At 37.6% G+C, this 17,066-nt stretch carries 14 protein-coding genes; 7 read left to right on the top strand and 7 right to left on the bottom strand.

From position 1 onward, the window contains the following. Positions 1-667 precede the first annotated feature (667 nt). Both L1275_RS03335 and rpe read left to right on the top strand, forming a co-directional pair. Complete coding sequence (locus tag L1275_RS03335) at positions 668-1,531, top strand: RNA polymerase sigma factor RpoD/SigA (RefSeq protein ID WP_125016647.1); 864 nt, start codon at positions 668-670, stop codon at positions 1,529-1,531. A gap of 136 nt (positions 1,532-1,667) precedes the next feature. Then, positions 1,668-2,327 carry a ribulose-phosphate 3-epimerase gene (gene rpe / locus L1275_RS03330; protein WP_253469701.1) on the top strand — a complete coding sequence of 220 codons (660 nt, stop codon included), beginning with the start codon at positions 1,668-1,670 and terminating at the stop codon, positions 2,325-2,327. A 176-nt stretch (positions 2,328-2,503) separates the two neighbouring features. On the opposite strand, the gene groL is transcribed toward rpe, so the two are convergent. From groL to miaB, 7 genes are all read right to left on the bottom strand, one after another. Further along, positions 2,504-4,132: a chaperonin GroEL gene (gene groL, locus L1275_RS03325; RefSeq protein ID WP_253469698.1), complete on the bottom strand. Its 1,629-nt coding sequence runs from the start codon at positions 4,130-4,132 to the stop codon at positions 2,504-2,506. A 44-nt stretch (positions 4,133-4,176) separates the two neighbouring features. Continuing rightward, the gene (gene groES, locus L1275_RS03320) at positions 4,177-4,452 is read right to left on the bottom strand and encodes a co-chaperone GroES (protein WP_253469695.1); all 276 of its coding nucleotides are present in this window, start codon (positions 4,450-4,452) and stop codon (positions 4,177-4,179) included. Positions 4,453-4,596: 144 nt separating this feature from the next. Then, on the bottom strand, positions 4,597-4,995 hold the full coding sequence (secG, locus tag L1275_RS03315) for a preprotein translocase subunit SecG (protein WP_253469692.1): 399 nt from the start codon (positions 4,993-4,995) through the stop codon (positions 4,597-4,599). Positions 4,996-5,001: 6 nt separating this feature from the next. Next, positions 5,002-5,856, bottom strand: a complete 855-nt coding sequence (locus tag L1275_RS03310) for a tetratricopeptide repeat protein (protein WP_253469689.1) — start codon at positions 5,854-5,856, stop codon at positions 5,002-5,004. A gap of 15 nt (positions 5,857-5,871) precedes the next feature. Beyond that, on the bottom strand, positions 5,872-6,375 hold the full coding sequence (locus L1275_RS03305) for an LptE family protein (RefSeq protein ID WP_253469686.1): 504 nt from the start codon (positions 6,373-6,375) through the stop codon (positions 5,872-5,874). Positions 6,376-6,385: 10 nt separating this feature from the next. Continuing rightward, positions 6,386-7,672, bottom strand: a complete 1,287-nt coding sequence (locus L1275_RS03300; protein WP_253469683.1) for a sigma-54-dependent Fis family transcriptional regulator — start codon at positions 7,670-7,672, stop codon at positions 6,386-6,388. A 40-nt stretch (positions 7,673-7,712) separates the two neighbouring features. After that, positions 7,713-9,161, bottom strand: a complete 1,449-nt coding sequence (miaB, locus tag L1275_RS03295) for a tRNA (N6-isopentenyl adenosine(37)-C2)-methylthiotransferase MiaB (protein ID WP_253469680.1) — start codon at positions 9,159-9,161, stop codon at positions 7,713-7,715. Positions 9,162-9,512: 351 nt separating this feature from the next. On the opposite strand from miaB, the gene topA reads away from it, so the two are divergent. The 5 genes from topA (at position 9,513) to gldM (ending at position 17,060) form a co-directional block, all read left to right on the top strand. Beyond that, positions 9,513-12,041: a type I DNA topoisomerase gene (gene topA, locus L1275_RS03290; RefSeq protein ID WP_253469677.1), complete on the top strand. Its 2,529-nt coding sequence runs from the start codon at positions 9,513-9,515 to the stop codon at positions 12,039-12,041. 5 nt (positions 12,042-12,046) lie between these two features. Further along, positions 12,047-13,198, top strand: a complete 1,152-nt coding sequence (locus L1275_RS03285) for a formimidoylglutamase (RefSeq protein ID WP_253469674.1) — start codon at positions 12,047-12,049, stop codon at positions 13,196-13,198. Between the two features lie 129 nt (positions 13,199-13,327). After that, a complete protein-coding gene (gldK, locus tag L1275_RS03280) occupies positions 13,328-14,722 on the top strand; it encodes a gliding motility lipoprotein GldK (RefSeq protein ID WP_253469671.1) in 1,395 nt (464 codons plus the stop codon). Between the two features lie 65 nt (positions 14,723-14,787). Further along, entirely contained in the window at positions 14,788-15,465 is a 678-nt protein-coding gene (gldL, locus tag L1275_RS03275) for a gliding motility protein GldL (RefSeq protein ID WP_253469668.1), read from the top strand. A gap of 35 nt (positions 15,466-15,500) precedes the next feature. Continuing rightward, the gene (gene gldM / locus L1275_RS03270; RefSeq protein WP_253469665.1) at positions 15,501-17,060 is read left to right on the top strand and encodes a gliding motility protein GldM; all 1,560 of its coding nucleotides are present in this window, start codon (positions 15,501-15,503) and stop codon (positions 17,058-17,060) included. The last annotated feature ends 6 nt before the right edge of the window (positions 17,061-17,066 follow it).

Here is a 17,066-nt window from a genome sequence, read left to right as displayed (position 1 = left end):
GAGGCTTTTTTTTTCTATATTTGATAATGTGCTACAGTTGGCAGTGCATCTTAACTGTTTTTTTTGCATAATGCTAACCGTTTTTTTGAGAGAATTGAACTCAATTCATCAAGAAGACTTTTGTCTTGATTTCATTTAGAGTCAAGCTGTTATTTTCAAAACTATTTAGTAAACTCAAAATTTGATCCAGTCGTTTTTCGGTTGGAGCATATATAATGATGGTCGTTTTTTAACTGCTTTAGTAAGTTTTTTGCTAAGAACTGTACAGGGAGAATTATAAGGGGTGCTGGAAGTGGATCAGTTGTAATATAATGTAGTTCAAAGGCGAAGATACTTAAAAGTTGGATTAATCAGAAAGCATAGGATGTGATGATAGGGTAAGTGTGTAGACTGGGTGAGATGAGTCAAACGCCTTGGATGTGAGAATAAGATTATAGTATAGACTGTTATCTAAAGGCGGCTTATATATCGTTAAAAGGATGAGATGGAAAATAAAGCATAATAAATTTATTTCAAACTATTGATTTTTAGGTATTTATGCTTTTTTAGGCAATATTTTTTACCAAAAATGATTAATATACAAAAAACTTGTAACATTTAGATCCTGATAAGCGTATAATATAGACAGGACAGGATAATAATACAAACAGAATTAACACGATATACAATGAGACAACTTAAAATTACCAAACAGGTTACCAATAGAGAGACAGCTTCGTTGGATAAATACTTGCAAGAAATTGGTAAAGTAGATTTGATTACTGCGGATGAAGAAGTGGAATTGGCACAAAAGATAAAGGCTGGTGATCAACGAGCTTTAGAGAAATTGACCAAAGCGAATTTAAGATTTGTCGTATCGGTAGCAAAGCAGTATCAGAATCAAGGATTGACACTTCCCGATTTGATTAATGAAGGAAATTTAGGATTAATTAAGGCAGCTCAACGTTTCGATGAAACTCGTGGATTCAAATTTATATCTTATGCTGTTTGGTGGATTAGACAATCTATTCTTTCTGCTTTGGCGGAACAGTCTAGAATCGTTAGGTTACCATTGAATAAAATTGGTTCTATCAATAAAATTAACAAGATGTATGCTTTGTTGGAGCAATCCAATGAGCGCCCACCTTCTGCAGAAGAGATTGCAAAGGAATTGGACATGACTGTGAATGATGTTAAAGAGAGTATGAAAAACTCTGGACGTCACTTATCGATGGATGCTCCTTTGGTGGAGGGTGAGGATTCTAACCTGTATGACGTTTTGCGTTCTGGTGAATCTCCAAATCCGGATAGAGAATTGATTCATGAATCTCTTCGTACAGAAATCGAAAGAGCCTTGGAAACTTTGACACCTCGTGAAGCAGACGTTGTTCGTTTGTATTTTGGATTGGGAGACCAACATCCAATGACTTTAGAGGAGATTGGTGAGACTTTTGACCTGACTCGTGAAAGAGTTCGTCAGATTAAAGAAAAGGCTATAAGAAGGCTTAAACACACTTCGAGAAGTAAGATTTTAAAAACGTATTTAGGTTAATATAAAAGCGGCATCCATTGGATGCCGCTTTTTTTTAGTTTAAAGGGTATTTTGGGAGAGATAATAGGGAAGGTGTTAATAGGGTGAACTCAGTTTTTTAGAATGTCGTATATTTGTACAAACACAACAACAGTTTATGAAAAACACTTTAATTGCGCCATCTATTTTGGCGGCAGACTTTGCGAATTTGCAACGCGATATTGAAATGGTAAACGAAAGTCAAGCTGATTGGTTTCATATCGATATCATGGATGGCGTTTTTGTGCCGAATATTTCCTTTGGTATGCCCGTTTTGGAGGCTATTGCCAGACATGCGAAGAAAACCATAGATGTGCATTTGATGATTGTAGATCCAGATAGATATATCACGACTTTTAAAAATCTGGGAGCAGATGTTTTAACGGTACACTATGAGGCTTGCACACATTTGCACCGAACACTCCAAGCTATTAAAGCTACGGGCATGCAGGCGGGTGTGGCTTTAAATCCGCATACTCCTGTCGCTGTTTTGGAAGAGGTGATACAAGACATTGATTTGGTTTGTATCATGAGCGTAAATCCAGGATTTGGGGGGCAAAGTTTTATCGAAAATACTTATGAAAAGGTTCGTAAATTAAAAGCCTTGATCGAATCAAAGGGAGCTTCTACAAAGATTGAAATTGATGGAGGAGTAACCGACAAAAATGCTAGTCAGTTAGCTGCAGCCGGAGCGGATGTTTTGGTGGCGGGTAGTTTTGTGTTTGGATCGGTAGCGCCTTTAGAGACAATTTCCAATCTAAAATCACAATTGTCCTAGTTTAGTTAGGTCAACAACATAAAATGAAAAAAGGGATTGTCTTATACTAAGACAATCCCTTTTTTCATTCTAGTGTTTTAAGCTTAATTCCCTTTGGCCATTTACTAGTGACTAATTACTGCTTACAAAAAAAGCGGCTTTGAAAAAGCCGCTTTTTTATAGATTATATAAGGATATTACATCATCCCTGGCATACCGCCTCCCATTGGCATACCGCCTCCGTTTTCATCTTTAATTTCTACTAAAGCACATTCAGTAGTTAAGATCATACCGGAAACTGAAGCTGCATTTTCCAAAGCTACACGGGTAACTTTTTTAGGATCGATAATTCCCGCAACGAGCATATCAACATATTCGTTTGTTTTGGCATTATATCCGAAGTTACCAGTGCCTTCTAATACTTTTGCAACAACAACTGAGCCTTCTAGACCAGCGTTTTCAACAATAGTTCTCAAAGGTGATTCGATAGCTCTTGCAACGATCTGAACTCCGGTTTCTTCATCTGCAGAGATGGTTTGTACTTGCGCTAATACGGATTTAGCTCTTAATAGGGCAACACCTCCACCAGCAACAATTCCTTCTTCTACGGCAGCTCTAGTAGCGTGTAATGCATCGTCAACGCGATCTTTCTTTTCCTTCATTTCCACTTCAGATGCCGCTCCAACATAAAGAACTGCTACACCTCCGGCTAATTTAGCCAAACGCTCTTGTAATTTTTCTTTATCATAGTCAGAAGTAGTTGTTTCCATCTGAGCTTTGATTTGATTGACTCTATTTTTGATTAGTTCTGCTTGTCCTGCACCACTAACAATCGTAGTATTGTCTTTGTCGATGTTAACTCTTTTACAAGTTCCCAACATGTCTAAAGTCGTGTTTTCTAGAGTGTATCCTTGCTCTTCAGCGATGACAACTCCTCCAGTTAGAATGGCGATGTCCTCTAACATGGCTTTTCTTCTGTCTCCAAAACCAGGAGCTTTTACAGCTGCGATTTTTAGAGCTCCTCTTAATTTGTTCACAACTAAAGTCGACAAAGCTTCGCCATCAACGTCTTCAGCAATAATTAAAAGGGGTTTTCCAGATTGAGCAACTGGTTCTAATATCGGTAAAAGTTCTTTTAATGAAGAAACTTTTTTATCGTATAACAAGATATATGGGTCATCGAGTTCTACTTCCATTTTTTCCGAGTTAGTCACGAAATATGGAGATAGATATCCTCTGTCGAATTGCATACCTTCTACAACGTCAACATAAGTTTCCGTTCCCTTAGCTTCTTCAACGGTGATAACACCCTCTTTTCCTACTTTTTGAAAAGCTTGAGCGATTAATTCGCCAATTACATCATCATTGTTTGCAGAGATGGATGCGATCTGTTTTATCTTTTCCATAGAACTGCCTACTTCTTGAGCTTGTTGACCTAATTCGGCAACAATAGCTTCAACGGCTTTGTCTATTCCGCGTTTCAAATCCATTGGATTTGCACCTGCGGCAACGTTTTTTAAACCTTCTTTAACGATAGCTTGAGCTAGAACAGTAGCAGTAGTAGTACCGTCACCAGCTAAATCATTGGTTTTTGAGGCAACTTCCTTAACCATTTGAGCACCCATGTTTTCAAGGGTGTCGGCCAATTCAATTTCTTTTGCTACAGATACACCATCCTTGGTAACCGTTGGTGCTCCAAACGATTTTCCTATGATGACATTTCTTCCTTTTGGTCCTAATGTTACTTTTACAGCATTGGCCAAGGCGTCAACACCGCGTTTTAGACCGTCACGTGCTTCAATTTCAAATTTAATATCTTTTGCCATTTTCTTTCGTTTTTGTTTTTGAATTCTTTTTGATTAACTCTTTTTTAGACAATTGCTAAAATGTCATCCTCACGCATAATTAGATAGTCTTTACCATCCAATTTTAGTTCGGTACCTGCGTATTTTCCATAAAGAACTGTATCACCTACATTAACTGTCATTTCGTGATCTTTTGTACCATTTCCTACTGCCACAACTGTACCTCTTTGTGGTTTTTCTTTAGCAGTATCGGGGATAAAAATTCCTGAGGCTGTTTTGGTTTCAGCTGGTAAAGGTTCTATTAGAACACGATCCGAAAGGGGTTTAATGTTTAATGCCATAATTACTTATTTTTATGAAGTTAATATTATAATATCTCCAAGGTTGAATTTTCATAAACTGTGCCAAAGGCCAAACCTGACATTTTATAAAAAAAAAATGCCAGCTTGTCAGAGCTGGCATGGTATATTGTATAGAAAAGCTTCTTAGTTTTTAGGAGCTTCTTGTTCTGCTGGTGTAGTAGTGTTAGCTTCAGGTGTTGCAACTGCTGCTGGAGTTTGTACTGCTCCTTCTGTTGGCTTAGCTGTAGCGGGTGTAGTAACAGGTGTAGTAGATATCGCGCTCTCATCTAAAATTTTAGAATCTCCGCCAAAACCACCTGTAAAACTTAATCCAGATAATAAAATCAATACGATTAATAATCCGCCAAGTGCCCAAGTACTTTTGTCCAAAAAGTTATTTGTGTTCTTTACACCACCAACAACTGTTGATCCACCGAAAGAAGAGTCCAAACCTCCTCCTTTAGGATTTTGTACCATGATAACTACGATTAGTAATAAACAAACAATTGCGATTAATACTAAAAATATTGTAAATGTGTTCATTGTTTTTTAATTATTATATTGTTGTAAAGACTTTATATCTAATATTTGGTCTGCAAAGAAACTACTTTTTTCTGGATATTTCAAAATTAAAATCTCATAAGCTTGTATCGCTTTTTGATATTTTTTCTGTTCCAGATAAATTTTTGCCAAGGTTTCGGTCATAATATAACTGTTGTCTTGGTTGGAAACCTCAATATTTGCGGGAGTTATAACGGAATTCTTCACTGCTACAATCTTTGGATTCGACTCGATGAATTTGTTAATTAATTCTTGTTTTTTTTGTTTTTCAGGGTCATTAATTTGCTCTTTTGGGGGCTCTTCCCGAGCAATTGTACCCGTTTTTGCCAATTGTAGCCATTCTTGAAACGAATATTTTTCATCAGATCCAAACGATAAAGGCTTGCCAATTTCGAGCTTTTCTTCTAATTCCTCTACGACCTCCATAGTAGCAATAGGATGAATGGAAGGTGGGACTTCTGGGGCTTCTGCTTCTGTTTGGATAATGGTTTTTAGTAACGATGCTACCAAAGGAGTTGTCTTTGGCGACTCAGCGGTTGCGGTCGCTTTCGCCTCTATAGGATCTTGCTCTTGCGGTAGGGCTAGATCAAGGGGTTTGTATCCGACAAATTGATCGGACACAATAAAATCAAAAAGAACATCCCGATCTGTGGTATAAGCAGCCGTTTTTTTCAGTTCTGAATTGTAACGAAAACTCTTTTGGGTATAAAGACCTTTTAGTACTAGCACTTTAATCGATTGAAAATAGGGAAATTCTCGTGCGATTTCTTCTAATTGCACAGTCTTCTCTGGATCCATCTTTTCAGGATGATGTAGTAAGTTATGTAGTTCAATTGTGTTCAAAATACCGGGTTTTAGTTACCATTTCGCAAGTGATGCATTAAATACATCTTGAGTTATACGCTCGTAAATTTCTTCTAAAGCTGTTGTCAGTTTGGCTCCTACCAATTGCTCATTACCGGGAAAATCAACAAAGTGAGAAAAACGTTTTTCAAAATCATCTTCCGGTGTTTTTTTGTTGATAAAACGTACATTAATTGAAATGTATAATCGGTTTTGAGCGGCTCTTTGATCGGCAGTTGCCGTCATCGGAGAAATCCTAAAATCAACTATTTCTCCTTCGTATATGAGATCAGCTCCATTATTGGTCAAACTCAAATTCGTTTGATTTTGAATGAGATCTTGTAAGGCTAAGGTAAAAGTTCTTTCAATACCGGGCTCAACAAAGGCAGCGGTATTTTGAAAATAATTTACCTGAAAGGTTTTGGCATCGATTTTTCCAGTTCCGGTAAAGTTATAATATTTGCAACTGCTTAGTAGGGTACAACAACACAGTAATAGAAATAGGCTTTTTATTTTCATGGTTACGGTTTTATAAATCGTATTGTTTTATTTTTCTATATAATGTCCTTTCGGAAATTCCAAGCTCATCTGCAGCTGCTTTTCGCTTACCGTGATTGCGTTCGAGGGCTTTTTTAATCAATTCAATTTCTTTCTCATCGAGGCGTAAGGTTTCTTCTTCTTCGACGGTTTCGGCTAAAAGATAATGTTCATCTTCATCTTCAAGCTCGTTGAAACTGTCTTCTTTATTGTGTTTTTCCAAGGGCAACATCTGAACATGCTGCTCTGACGGATAAGTGCTAGGACTGTTGGTTTGTGGCTCCTCATGTTGTCCATAGATGCGTTGAATCAAGTTTTTATTGGTTTCTTGTACCTTAACAGCACTATCGTTTTTCATCAACTCTAAAGTCAGTTTTTTAAGGTCGTTTAAGTCGTTTTTCATGTCGAAAAGAACCTTATAAAGAATTTCGCGTTCGTTGCTAAATTCTCCCTCCGTTTTTTTTCCGCCAACGATACTCGGTAATTGATTCTTGTGATTGGTTGGTAGATATCCTTGCAAAACAGCAAGAGTGATGACTCTTTCTGTTTCCAAAACGGAGATTTGTTCAGCGACGTTTCTCAATTGACGGATGTTTCCATCCCAACGAAAACGGATCAAATACTGAGCAGCCTGTTCGTCTAATCGAATCGGAGGCATTTTGTATTTATGCGCAAAATCGGCAGCAAACTTCCGAAACAAGAGATGAATATCATCTCCGCGCTCTCTTAAGGGGGGCAGTAGTATTTCAACAGTACTTAAACGATAGTATAAATCTTCTCTGAATTTTCCTTTTTCTATCGCTTCGACCATCTTGACGTTGGTTGCAGCGATAATGCGGATATCGGTTTTTTGAACTTTAGAAGATCCTACTTTTATGAATTCACCGTTTTCTAATACACGCAACAAGCGAACCTGAGTTGTCAAGGGAAGTTCACCGACTTCATCTAAGAAAATAGTACCCCCATCAGCAACTTCAAAATATCCCTCTCTCGTTCCTATGGCACCGGTAAAAGCGCCTTTCTCATGACCGAATAATTCACTGTCTATAGTGCCTTCTGGAATTGCTCCACAGTTTACAGCTATATATTTTCCGTGTTTTCGATGCGATAAAGCATGAATAATTTTCGGAATACTCTCTTTTCCTACACCGCTCTCCCCTGTGACTAAAACCGAAATATCCGTTGGGGCAACTTGAATCGCTTTTTCAATGGCCCGATTCAATTTGGGATCGTTTCCGATAATTTCAAAGCGTTGTTTTATGGCTTGTATGCTTTCCATGAGTGTGTAGTATAAGAAAGTTAGTAATTATTAATGGGTATTATTGCATAATCGAACTGTATTCTACAGCCTCACCGATCAGTGTGGCAGAGGTACAGTCGTTTATTTTTACCATAACGAATTCTCCTACTTGGTACTGTTCTTTAGGGAAAACAACCGTCGTGTTTTGCGAATTTCTTCCTGACCAATGCGCATCGGATTTTTTAGAGGATTTCTCTATTAATACTTCGACAGTTTGACCAATAAAACGAGCGGTTCTAGTTAAACTGATTTCTTGTTGTAAGTCGACGATCTCTTGAAGACGTCTTTTCTTAACTTCCTCTGGAATGTCGTCTTCTAATTTACGAGCGGCCAATGTACCCGGTCTTTCAGAATAAGCAAACATATAACCGAAATCATAATTGACATATTTTAACAAGCTCAAGGTATCTTGATGGTCTTCTTCTGTTTCGGTAGGGAATCCGGTAATAATATCGTGTGAGATGGAACAATCCTCGATGATCTCGTGGATTCTATCGATCAATTTCATGTATTCTTCTCGAGTGTGTTGACGATTCATCTCTTTTAAGATTCTCGTACTACCCGATTGAACAGGCAAGTGAATGTAATTGCATACATTATGGTGTTTCGCAATCACGTGAAAAACCTCTTCGTGCATATCTTGGGGATTGGAAGTGGAGAATCGGAAACGGATTTTTGGATAAGCCACTGCACACATTTCTAGTAGTTGAGCAAAATCAACTGCTGTAGCCTTTTGCATTTCGCTGGCTTTGACAAAGTCCTTTTTTAGACCACCACCGTACCACAGAAAACTATCTACATTTTGTCCTAATAGCGTAACCTCTTTAAAACCTCGCTCAGATAAATCCGCTATTTCTTCCAAAATACTTTGTGGATCTCTACTGCGTTCGCGGCCTCTAGTAAAAGGAACCACACAGAAAGTACACATATTGTCACACCCTCTTGTGATAGAAACAAAAGCGGTTACACCATTACTGAGTAAACGAACCGGTGAAATGTCGCCATAGGTCTCGTCTTTAGATAAAATTACATTAATAGCATCGCGACCTTCTTCAACTTCTTTTAATAAATTGGGTAAATCTTTGTAGGCATCTGGTCCTACAACCATATCTACTATTTTCTCTTCCTCTAAGAATTGATTCTTTAAACGTTCTGCCATACAGCCTAAAACGCCTACTTTCATTCCGGGGTTGATTTTCTTTACGGCATTGTATTTCTCAAGGCGTTTTCGAACCGTCTGCTCTGCCTTGTCTCGAATAGAACAAGTGTTTACCAAGACCAAATCAGCCTCTTCTAAAATTTGAGTGGTATTAAAGCCTTCATTGGCAAGTATAGACGCTACAATTTCACTGTCTGAAAAATTCATAGCACATCCATAACTCTCAATAAAAAGTTTCTTAGTATTTCCTGCTTTATGTTCTAAAACAAGGGAAGTTCCTTGCTTAGTTTCCTCAATTACCTTTTCCATATCTTACTCTAAAGGGGGTCAAAATCTAGGAGCAAAGATACTACATAATAATGTATTCTGACAAGTTGACAGCTTTACATTTAACATTTTTGTTGTAAGCAATAGGGGTAAATTACAGTTAACTAAGAAAATTGGATTCCATAAATTATAGAGAGAAGCTAAAATTATACTTTTTATAAAGAATGCAGGGACTTTTTATTTTTCGGTTAATTTTAAGGGTTTTGAAGCGGTAAAAAACGGAGAATTATAGCGATTTATTGCTGTACAAACTGTATTAAAAATATTTTTAAAATTTGTAAAAACGCTATATTTAAAAAATTCGCATACTTTTGCTCCATAAAATAGTGAAAAATGGCAAAGAATTTAGTGATAGTGGAGTCCCCTGCGAAAGCGAAAACCATAGAAAAGTTTTTGGGTAAAGATTTTCAAGTTGAATCCAGTTATGGACATATTGCTGACCTTCCGTCTAAAGAAATAGGAGTAGATATCGAAAATGGATTTAAACCCAAATATGAAGTCTCTCCAGATAAAAAGGCGGTGGTTAAGAAACTGAAAGATCTTTCTAAAAAAGCAGAAATGGTTTGGTTGGCTTCTGATGAGGATCGTGAGGGTGAGGCTATTGCTTGGCATTTAGCAGAAGAATTAAATTTGACAGAAGAGAAAACGAAACGAATTGTATTTCATGAGATTACCAAAACCGCCATTCATAAGGCGATTGAAAATCCACGAAAGATCGATTACAATCTGGTTAATGCACAGCAAGCCCGACGGGTTCTAGATCGTTTAGTGGGTTATGAATTATCTCCTGTTTTGTGGAAAAAAGTTAAAGGAGGACTTTCAGCAGGACGGGTACAATCCGTTTCTGTACGATTAATAGTAGAACGCGAAAGAGAGATTAATAATTTTAATGCGGAAGCATCTTTTAGTATTACTGCAGAATTTTCTAATGAAGCGGGTAAAACATTAAAAGCTAAACTGCCTAAAAATTTTACTACCTTAAAGGAAGCACAAGATTTTTTAAATAAAAATATTGGAGCTAAATATAAAGTGGCTGACTTAGAAACCAAACCGGCCAAAAAGTCTCCAGCTGCACCCTTTACAACATCGACACTTCAGCAAGAAGCCGCTAGGAAATTGCATTATACCGTTGGTCAAACCATGATGTTGGCTCAACGCCTGTATGAAAGCGGATTGATCACCTATATGAGAACGGACAGTGTGAATTTGTCGCAAGATGCGATGAAAGCAGCGGCGGCCGAAATCACAAAATCTTATGGAGCGGAATACAGCAAGCCACAAACATATATCACCAAAAGTAAAGGAGCTCAAGAGGCTCACGAGGCTATTCGTCCCACGGATATGTCTTTGCACCATGCCAATATTGACAGAGATCAAGCGCGTTTATATGACTTGATCTGGAAACGTACCTTGGCTTCACAAATGAGCGATGCGCGTTTAGAGCGAACTGTAGTGAAAATTGAATCCAATCAATATAAAGAGCTTTTTAGTGCTACAGGTGAGGTCTTGTTGTTTGAAGGGTTCTTAAAAGTATATTTAGAAGGACATGATGATGAAGAGGAAGAGGTAGAAGGTATTTTGCCTGCTTTAAAAATCAATGAGGTCCTACTCAATAATTATATTACGGCTACACAGCGTTTTTCTAGACCAGCGTCTCGTTATACAGAGGCTTCGTTGGTTAAAAAACTAGAAGAGTTGGGTATAGGAAGACCGTCAACATATGCACCGACAATCTCTACGATTATCGCCAGAACCTATGTCGAAAAGGGTATTTCTGAAGGAAAAGAAAGACCTTACCAAATGTTGGTGTTAAAAAACGGGACTGTTACTTCTTCTGATTTAATTGAAAAAGTGGGTTCTGAAAAGGGAAAACTATTGCCAACCGATATCGGAATTATCGTCAATGATTTCTTGGTGAAGAACTTTGGGACTATTTTAGACTATAATTTTACGGCGAAGGTAGAGCAAGATTTTGATGAAATTGCGGCCGGAAATGAAGACTGGGCCATGATGATGCAAGATTTTTATAATCATTTTCATCCAATAGTACGTGATGTAGAGGAAAACGCAGAACGCGAATCAGGTGAACGTATATTGGGAACCGATCCGCAATCTGGGAAACCGGTTTTGGTTCGTTTAGGTAAATTCGGACCGATTGCGCAAATCGGTGATGCCGATGATGAGCAAAAGCAATTCGCTAGTTTAAAACCCGATCAAAATATTGGAACAATTACCTTAGAGGAGGCATTGACCTTGTTTTTATTGCCTAAGATGTTAGGGGAGTATAAAGGTGAAGAAGTTGAAGTGAATAACGGTCGTTTTGGGCCTTATGTGCGTCACGGTGCGGTGTTTATCTCATTGCCTAGGGGAGAGGATCCTTTAGATGTGAGTTTGGAGCGTGCCACGGAATTGATCAAAGAAAAAGAAGTAGCTGATGCGCCCATTGCGACTTATCAGGATTTACCTGTACAAAAAGGGGTGGGGCGTTTTGGACCGTACTTAAAGTGGTACGGACTTTTTATCAATGTAAATAAGAAATACGATTTTGACAATCTGTCTAAATCAGATATAGAAGAATTGATTTCTGACAAAATCCAGAAGGATATCGACAAGGTTGTTCACGATTGGAAAGAAGAGGGAATTCGAGTAGAAAAAGCCCGATGGGGACGTTCTGTGATCCTAAAAGGCAAGTTGAAAATTGAATTGAGCAAAGAGGTCGATGCTGCTGCCTTGACATTAGAGGAAGTTCAAGAAATGATAGAGAAAAAGGCTCCTGCTAAAAAAACAGCGGCAAAGAAAACAGTTGCTAAAAAGGCTACAGCCAAAAAAGCACCGGCAAAGAAGACAACAACTAAAAAATAAGCATCATGACTTTTGAGTTTTTAAGACCCTTAAGCGATGATTTTTTACAATTCATCGATGGATTATCCAGACAAGCACTCGGAAAAAAAGTAAGTTTTTTTTCGGGTGGGACATTTGAATCGTTTTCAAATTATCAAATCGCAATAATCGGTGTATTGGATAACCGTGGTCAAAGCGATGGTAATGATTGGTCGGAGATCGCGGAGGTAAGAAAAGCATTCTATTCGCTTTTTCCGGGCAACTGGACGGCTAAGATGATCGATTTCGGTGATGTATTACCCGGGGAAAATTTAGAAGACACTTATTTTGTGTTGAAAAATTTGATTGCCGAGTTGATCCGTCATAAAATAGTACCGATAGTAATTGGTGGATCTCAAGATTTGACCTATCCGATGTATCGCGCTTACGATCAATTAGAACAAATGGTCAATTTGGTTTGTATTGATAATAAATTGGATTTGGTCAAAGAGGATAGTTTTCCGGCTGAATCTTTTTTATCCCGAATCATCATGGAGGCTCCGAATAATTTATTTAATTATTCCAATTTGGGTTATCAAACCTATTTTAATTCGCAGGAAGAAATCGATTTGATCGATAAATTGTATTTTGAAGCGTACCGAGTTGGAGAAATTGCTAATGACAGTAAATTGTCCGAACCCGTATTGCGAGATGCCGATCTGGTCAGTATCGATATGACGGCTGTAAAATCTGCCGATTCTGGTAATTTCGACTATTTTAATCCCAATGGATTTGACGGACGCGAAATTTGTGCCCTATCGCGTTATTCTGGTTTGAGCGATCGCGTAAGTTCTTTTGGTGTTTTTAATCATAATAATTCTATTGGAGAAGCGTTATTAGTAGCACAGATCCTGTGGTATTTTGTCGAAGGTTTCAACTTTAGAGCGAATGAATATCCGTTTGTAAGTAAAGAAAGTTACTTTAAATACATCGTTCCGCTGGTCGATGAAGACGATTTAATCTTTTTTAAGAGTGATAAAACAGAGAGATGGTGGATTGAAGTGTCTTTTGGGGGAACTGTTAATGATTCTATAAAAAGAAAGTCACTCTTACCATGTAGCTACGAAGATTATCTATTAGCCACTGCACAGCAAGTGCCTGAGCGTTGGTGGAAAGCGATTAAAAAGAGTTTTCTTTAACAAAAGAAGCCGAAAAGAATTAAATGTTAAATATAAATTAATTTTTTTTCCGATTTTCGTTGTGTAATTAAAAATAAATAAATAGGTTTACGCCTTTGAAATATTAAAATATTATAAACCCAAAAATATATGAAGAAGTTCATTACACTAACAGCAGTTGTATCAATGTTATTCAGTTGTGGTTCTGGCGATAGAGGTGAGCTATTAGGTGGAGTACAAGGTAGACAGTGGAAAACAGAGAAGCCTCATGGTATGGCTTTGATTCCAGGAGGTACCTTTACGATGGGGAAATCTAGCGAAGATTTCTTAAACACTCAAGATGCCCCTACGAAATCTGTTACAGTTGGTTCATTTTATATGGATGAAACGGAAATCACGAATAATCAGTATCGAAAATTTGTTGAATGGGTAAAAGATTCGGTAGTTAGAACACGATTGGCAATTTTTGCTGATGAGATGGGAATGGCTAAAGGATCAGGAGGAATTGGTGAATACGCTTTCTTGGAAGAAGGTGATCCAGAAAACCAAACTCCATACGAAAAGTATATGTATGATAATTACTATAGCATGTCTATGGATGATGATTTATACGCAGGCAGAAAATTGAACAAAAAGGCGAGATTGCCAATCGGTTCAAAAAAATATCCAGATGAATATTTTGTTGAGGTAATGGATTCACTTTATTTACCAGCTAGCGAATCTTTCAATGGATTAAAAACTTTTGATGTATCGAAACTTTCATTCAAATATTCTTATATGGATATTGATGCGGCGGTTAGAGATAAAAGTACGAATCTAAGAGAGAAGAGAAGTAAACACATGAAGTCGGAAACGATTTTAATTTATCCAGATACTACACGTTGGATTAAAGAATTTCAGTTTTCTTACAACGAGCCTATGCACAACGATTATTTTTGGCATGCGGCTTATGGAGAATATCCTGTTGTTGGAGTAAGCTGGCATCAAGCTAAAGCATTCTGTGCTTGGAGAACTTTATATAAAAATTCTCATTTAAAAGCCAGAAGAGAATCTCATCAAGTTAATGCTTACCGTTTGCCAATGGAAGCAGAGTGGGAGTATGCAGCAAGAGGTGGTTTAGAATCTGCGATGTATCCATGGGGAGGTCCTTATACGACGGATGAGAAAGCTTGTTTCTTAGCGAACTTTAAGCCGACAAGAACAAATTATGCAGCCGATGGAGCTTTGTATACAGCTGAGGCGAGATCATACCTACCGAATGGTTATAACTTATACAATATGGCTGGTAACGTGTCTGAATGGACAAGTTCATCTTATGACCCAGCTTCATATGATTTCGTGTCTTCGTTAAAGCCAAGAGAAAGAGGTTCATCTAACCCTTTAAAAGTTGTTAGAGGTGGTTCATGGAGAGATCCTGCTTATTTCTTACAAGTGAGTACGAGAGATTCTGAATTTGCGGATACTGCAAGAAGCTATATCGGCTTCCGTACGGTTCAAACCTATTCGGGTCCAAACGTTGTTGATGCACCAAAAGGAGCTAGATAAGAAAAAATTGAAAAACCAATAAACCAATAAAAAACTATTAACTAACTAAATTAATTACACAAATTATGGCGATACCTAAAAAAGTGATGAACTTCTGCTACGGGATGGGGGCAGCGGTCGTAATTCTCGGAGCTTTATTCAAAATTACTCATATGGAATTTGGCCCTTTAAATGGAAATAATATGTTGACCATTGGACTTGTAGTAGAGGCATTGATTTTTGCGATCTCAGCTTTCGAACCGGTAGATGATGAATTGGATTGGTCAAAAGTATATCCAGAATTAAAAGGTGGTGAAGCTAAATCAGTGCAAGTTGCTGGTTTCGGTGGAACAGGTTTTGGTGGTGTTGCTACACAAGAAGAAGGGATGCTTTCTCAAAAATTAGATCAACTTTTAAAAGATGCTAAGATTGATGGGGAACTGATGAATAGTTTAAATAAAAGCATTAGAAACTTTGAGGCTGCGGCTAAGGAAATTGCTCCTACCGTAGATACTATGGCTTCTACTAGAAAATATGCTGACGAAATGTCTTTGGCATCTACTCAATTGGAATCTTTAAATGGGATGTATAAAATCCAATTGGAAAGCGCCTCTAGAAATGCAGAAATCAATAACGAAGTAGCTGAAAACAACATGAAGTTAAAAGAGCAAATGCAATCTTTAACATCAAATTTAGCATCATTAAATACCGTTTATGGTGGAATGCTTTCTGCTATGGGAGGTGGATCAAGAAATGCTAATTAGTATTTTTATTATTAATTTAAACTAATTAGAGAAAAATGGCAGGAGGAAAACAAACCCCTAGGCAGAAAATGATCAACTTGATGTATTTGGTTTTCATCGCAATGATGGCGCTAAGTATTTCACCTGAGGTCTTATCCGCTTTTGGGATGATGAACGAAAAATTTGAATTTGCAAATAAAGCCGTTGAAGATAGTAATGAAACCCTATTACAAGCTTTAGATATAAAAGCGTCAGATGATCCTACAAGATATGCTGATCCAAGTAAAAGAGCTAAGGCTATTGATGCAATTTCAAGAAATTTTTACAATTACATTGAAGCTTTAAAATCATCGATAAAAGAACCAGTTAAGAAAAAAGAAGACGGGGGATTGCCTTATGAGGCGATGGATAAAGGGGAAGTAGTGGATTCGGAGTGGTTCGTAGGTGATAAGTATTCTCAAAAAGGAGAAGAAATTGTCGCTACAATCACCAAGTATAAAGCAGATATCAGACAAGCTGTTGGTAGTGATGTGAAATATTTGCCTATTTTACAAGATTTAGACAGCCGCTTTGATTTAAAAGACGTAAAGGATAGTGAAAAAGTGGTTAAACCTTACTTGAACTATCATTTTCAAAAATTCCCGGCTGTAGCTTCCTTGACAAAGTTAACTGCTATGCAGAACGATGTTAGAATCATAGAAAATGAATTGATCAATGCTTTTATGGGCCACACTTTAACACAAGCGGCTTCCATGAAAAATTATAAAGCTATTGTGATTTCAGAAAAATCAGCTTATTTTGCAGGCGAAAGCTTTAAAGGTAAAGTGGTTTTAGGTCGTTATGACAAATCAACGGTTCCTACGAAGGTGGTTGTTAATGGATCGCAAATCAACCTTTCTAGTGCTTTGGAAGACGGACAAGTTAATTTGTCTTTCGGTACGGGTAATGTTGGTGAACATAAAATTACAGGAACGTTCTCATTTATGGAAGATGGAAAAGAAATTCCAATTCCAATCGATGGAAACTATGTAGTGGTACCTAAACCAAACTCAGCTACTATTTCTGCTGATAAAATGAACGTAGTGTATAGAGGAGTTTCCAATCCGATGACTATTTCATTTGCAGGAATCTCTGCTGATAAGGTTACGGCTTCTGCGCCAGGATTAAGAAAAGGAGCAAAAGCAGATCAGTATATTATGAACCCGGGTGCCGGAAGAGAAGTAGTAATTAACGTTACGGGTACTTTACCTGACGGTCAGAAGGTTTCTGATAGAAAAACATTTAGAATTAAAGGAATACCGGCTCCAAGAGGAACTGTTCGTGGTGAATATTCGGCTAAAGGACCAAAATCTAACTTAGAAATTGTTAGTATCGGTGCCAAATTAGAAGACTTTGATTTCGATCTTAATTTAACTGTTACAGGATTTGTTCTACAAGTTCCAGGACAACCATCTGTTGTTGTTCAAGGAAATCGTATGAATGATAGAGCTAGATCTGCTATTCAAAAAGCTAGAGCGGGTGATGTAGTAGTGATTTCGGATATTAAAGTTCGTCTAGAAGGATCAAGTGATTATATGTTGCCGAAATCGGCACCTTGTACATTCGAGATTAATTAATTTCGA

Origin of the sequence: Flavobacterium sp. HSC-61S13 (genome assembly GCF_024171535.1) — a bacterium.
In the GTDB taxonomy this organism is placed as follows: Bacteria; Bacteroidota; Bacteroidia; order Flavobacteriales; family Flavobacteriaceae; genus Flavobacterium.
This window is presented reverse-complemented; position numbering and strand designations above follow the sequence as displayed.

Excerpts from the sequence above, each read along its gene's own strand:
- L1275_RS03335 (WP_125016647.1), top strand. The coding sequence starts at position 668 with ATGAGACAACTTAAAATTACCAAACAGGTTACCAATAGAGAGACAGCT.
- rpe (WP_253469701.1), top strand. The coding sequence starts at position 1,668 with ATGAAAAACACTTTAATTGCGCCATCTATTTTGGCGGCAGACTTTGCG.
- groL (WP_253469698.1), bottom strand. The coding sequence starts at position 4,132 with ATGGCAAAAGATATTAAATTTGAAATTGAAGCACGTGACGGTCTAAAA.
- groES (WP_253469695.1), bottom strand. The coding sequence starts at position 4,452 with ATGGCATTAAACATTAAACCCCTTTCGGATCGTGTTCTAATAGAACCT.
- secG (WP_253469692.1), bottom strand. The coding sequence starts at position 4,995 with ATGAACACATTTACAATATTTTTAGTATTAATCGCAATTGTTTGTTTA.
- L1275_RS03305 (WP_253469686.1), bottom strand. The coding sequence starts at position 6,375 with ATGAAAATAAAAAGCCTATTTCTATTACTGTGTTGTTGTACCCTACTA.
- L1275_RS03300 (WP_253469683.1), bottom strand. The coding sequence starts at position 7,672 with ATGGAAAGCATACAAGCCATAAAACAACGCTTTGAAATTATCGGAAAC.
- miaB (WP_253469680.1), bottom strand. The coding sequence starts at position 9,161 with ATGGAAAAGGTAATTGAGGAAACTAAGCAAGGAACTTCCCTTGTTTTA.
- topA (WP_253469677.1), top strand. The coding sequence starts at position 9,513 with ATGGCAAAGAATTTAGTGATAGTGGAGTCCCCTGCGAAAGCGAAAACC.
- L1275_RS03285 (WP_253469674.1), top strand. The coding sequence starts at position 12,047 with ATGACTTTTGAGTTTTTAAGACCCTTAAGCGATGATTTTTTACAATTC.
- gldK (WP_253469671.1), top strand. The coding sequence starts at position 13,328 with ATGAAGAAGTTCATTACACTAACAGCAGTTGTATCAATGTTATTCAGT.
- gldL (WP_253469668.1), top strand. The coding sequence starts at position 14,788 with ATGGCGATACCTAAAAAAGTGATGAACTTCTGCTACGGGATGGGGGCA.
- gldM (WP_253469665.1), top strand. The coding sequence starts at position 15,501 with ATGGCAGGAGGAAAACAAACCCCTAGGCAGAAAATGATCAACTTGATG.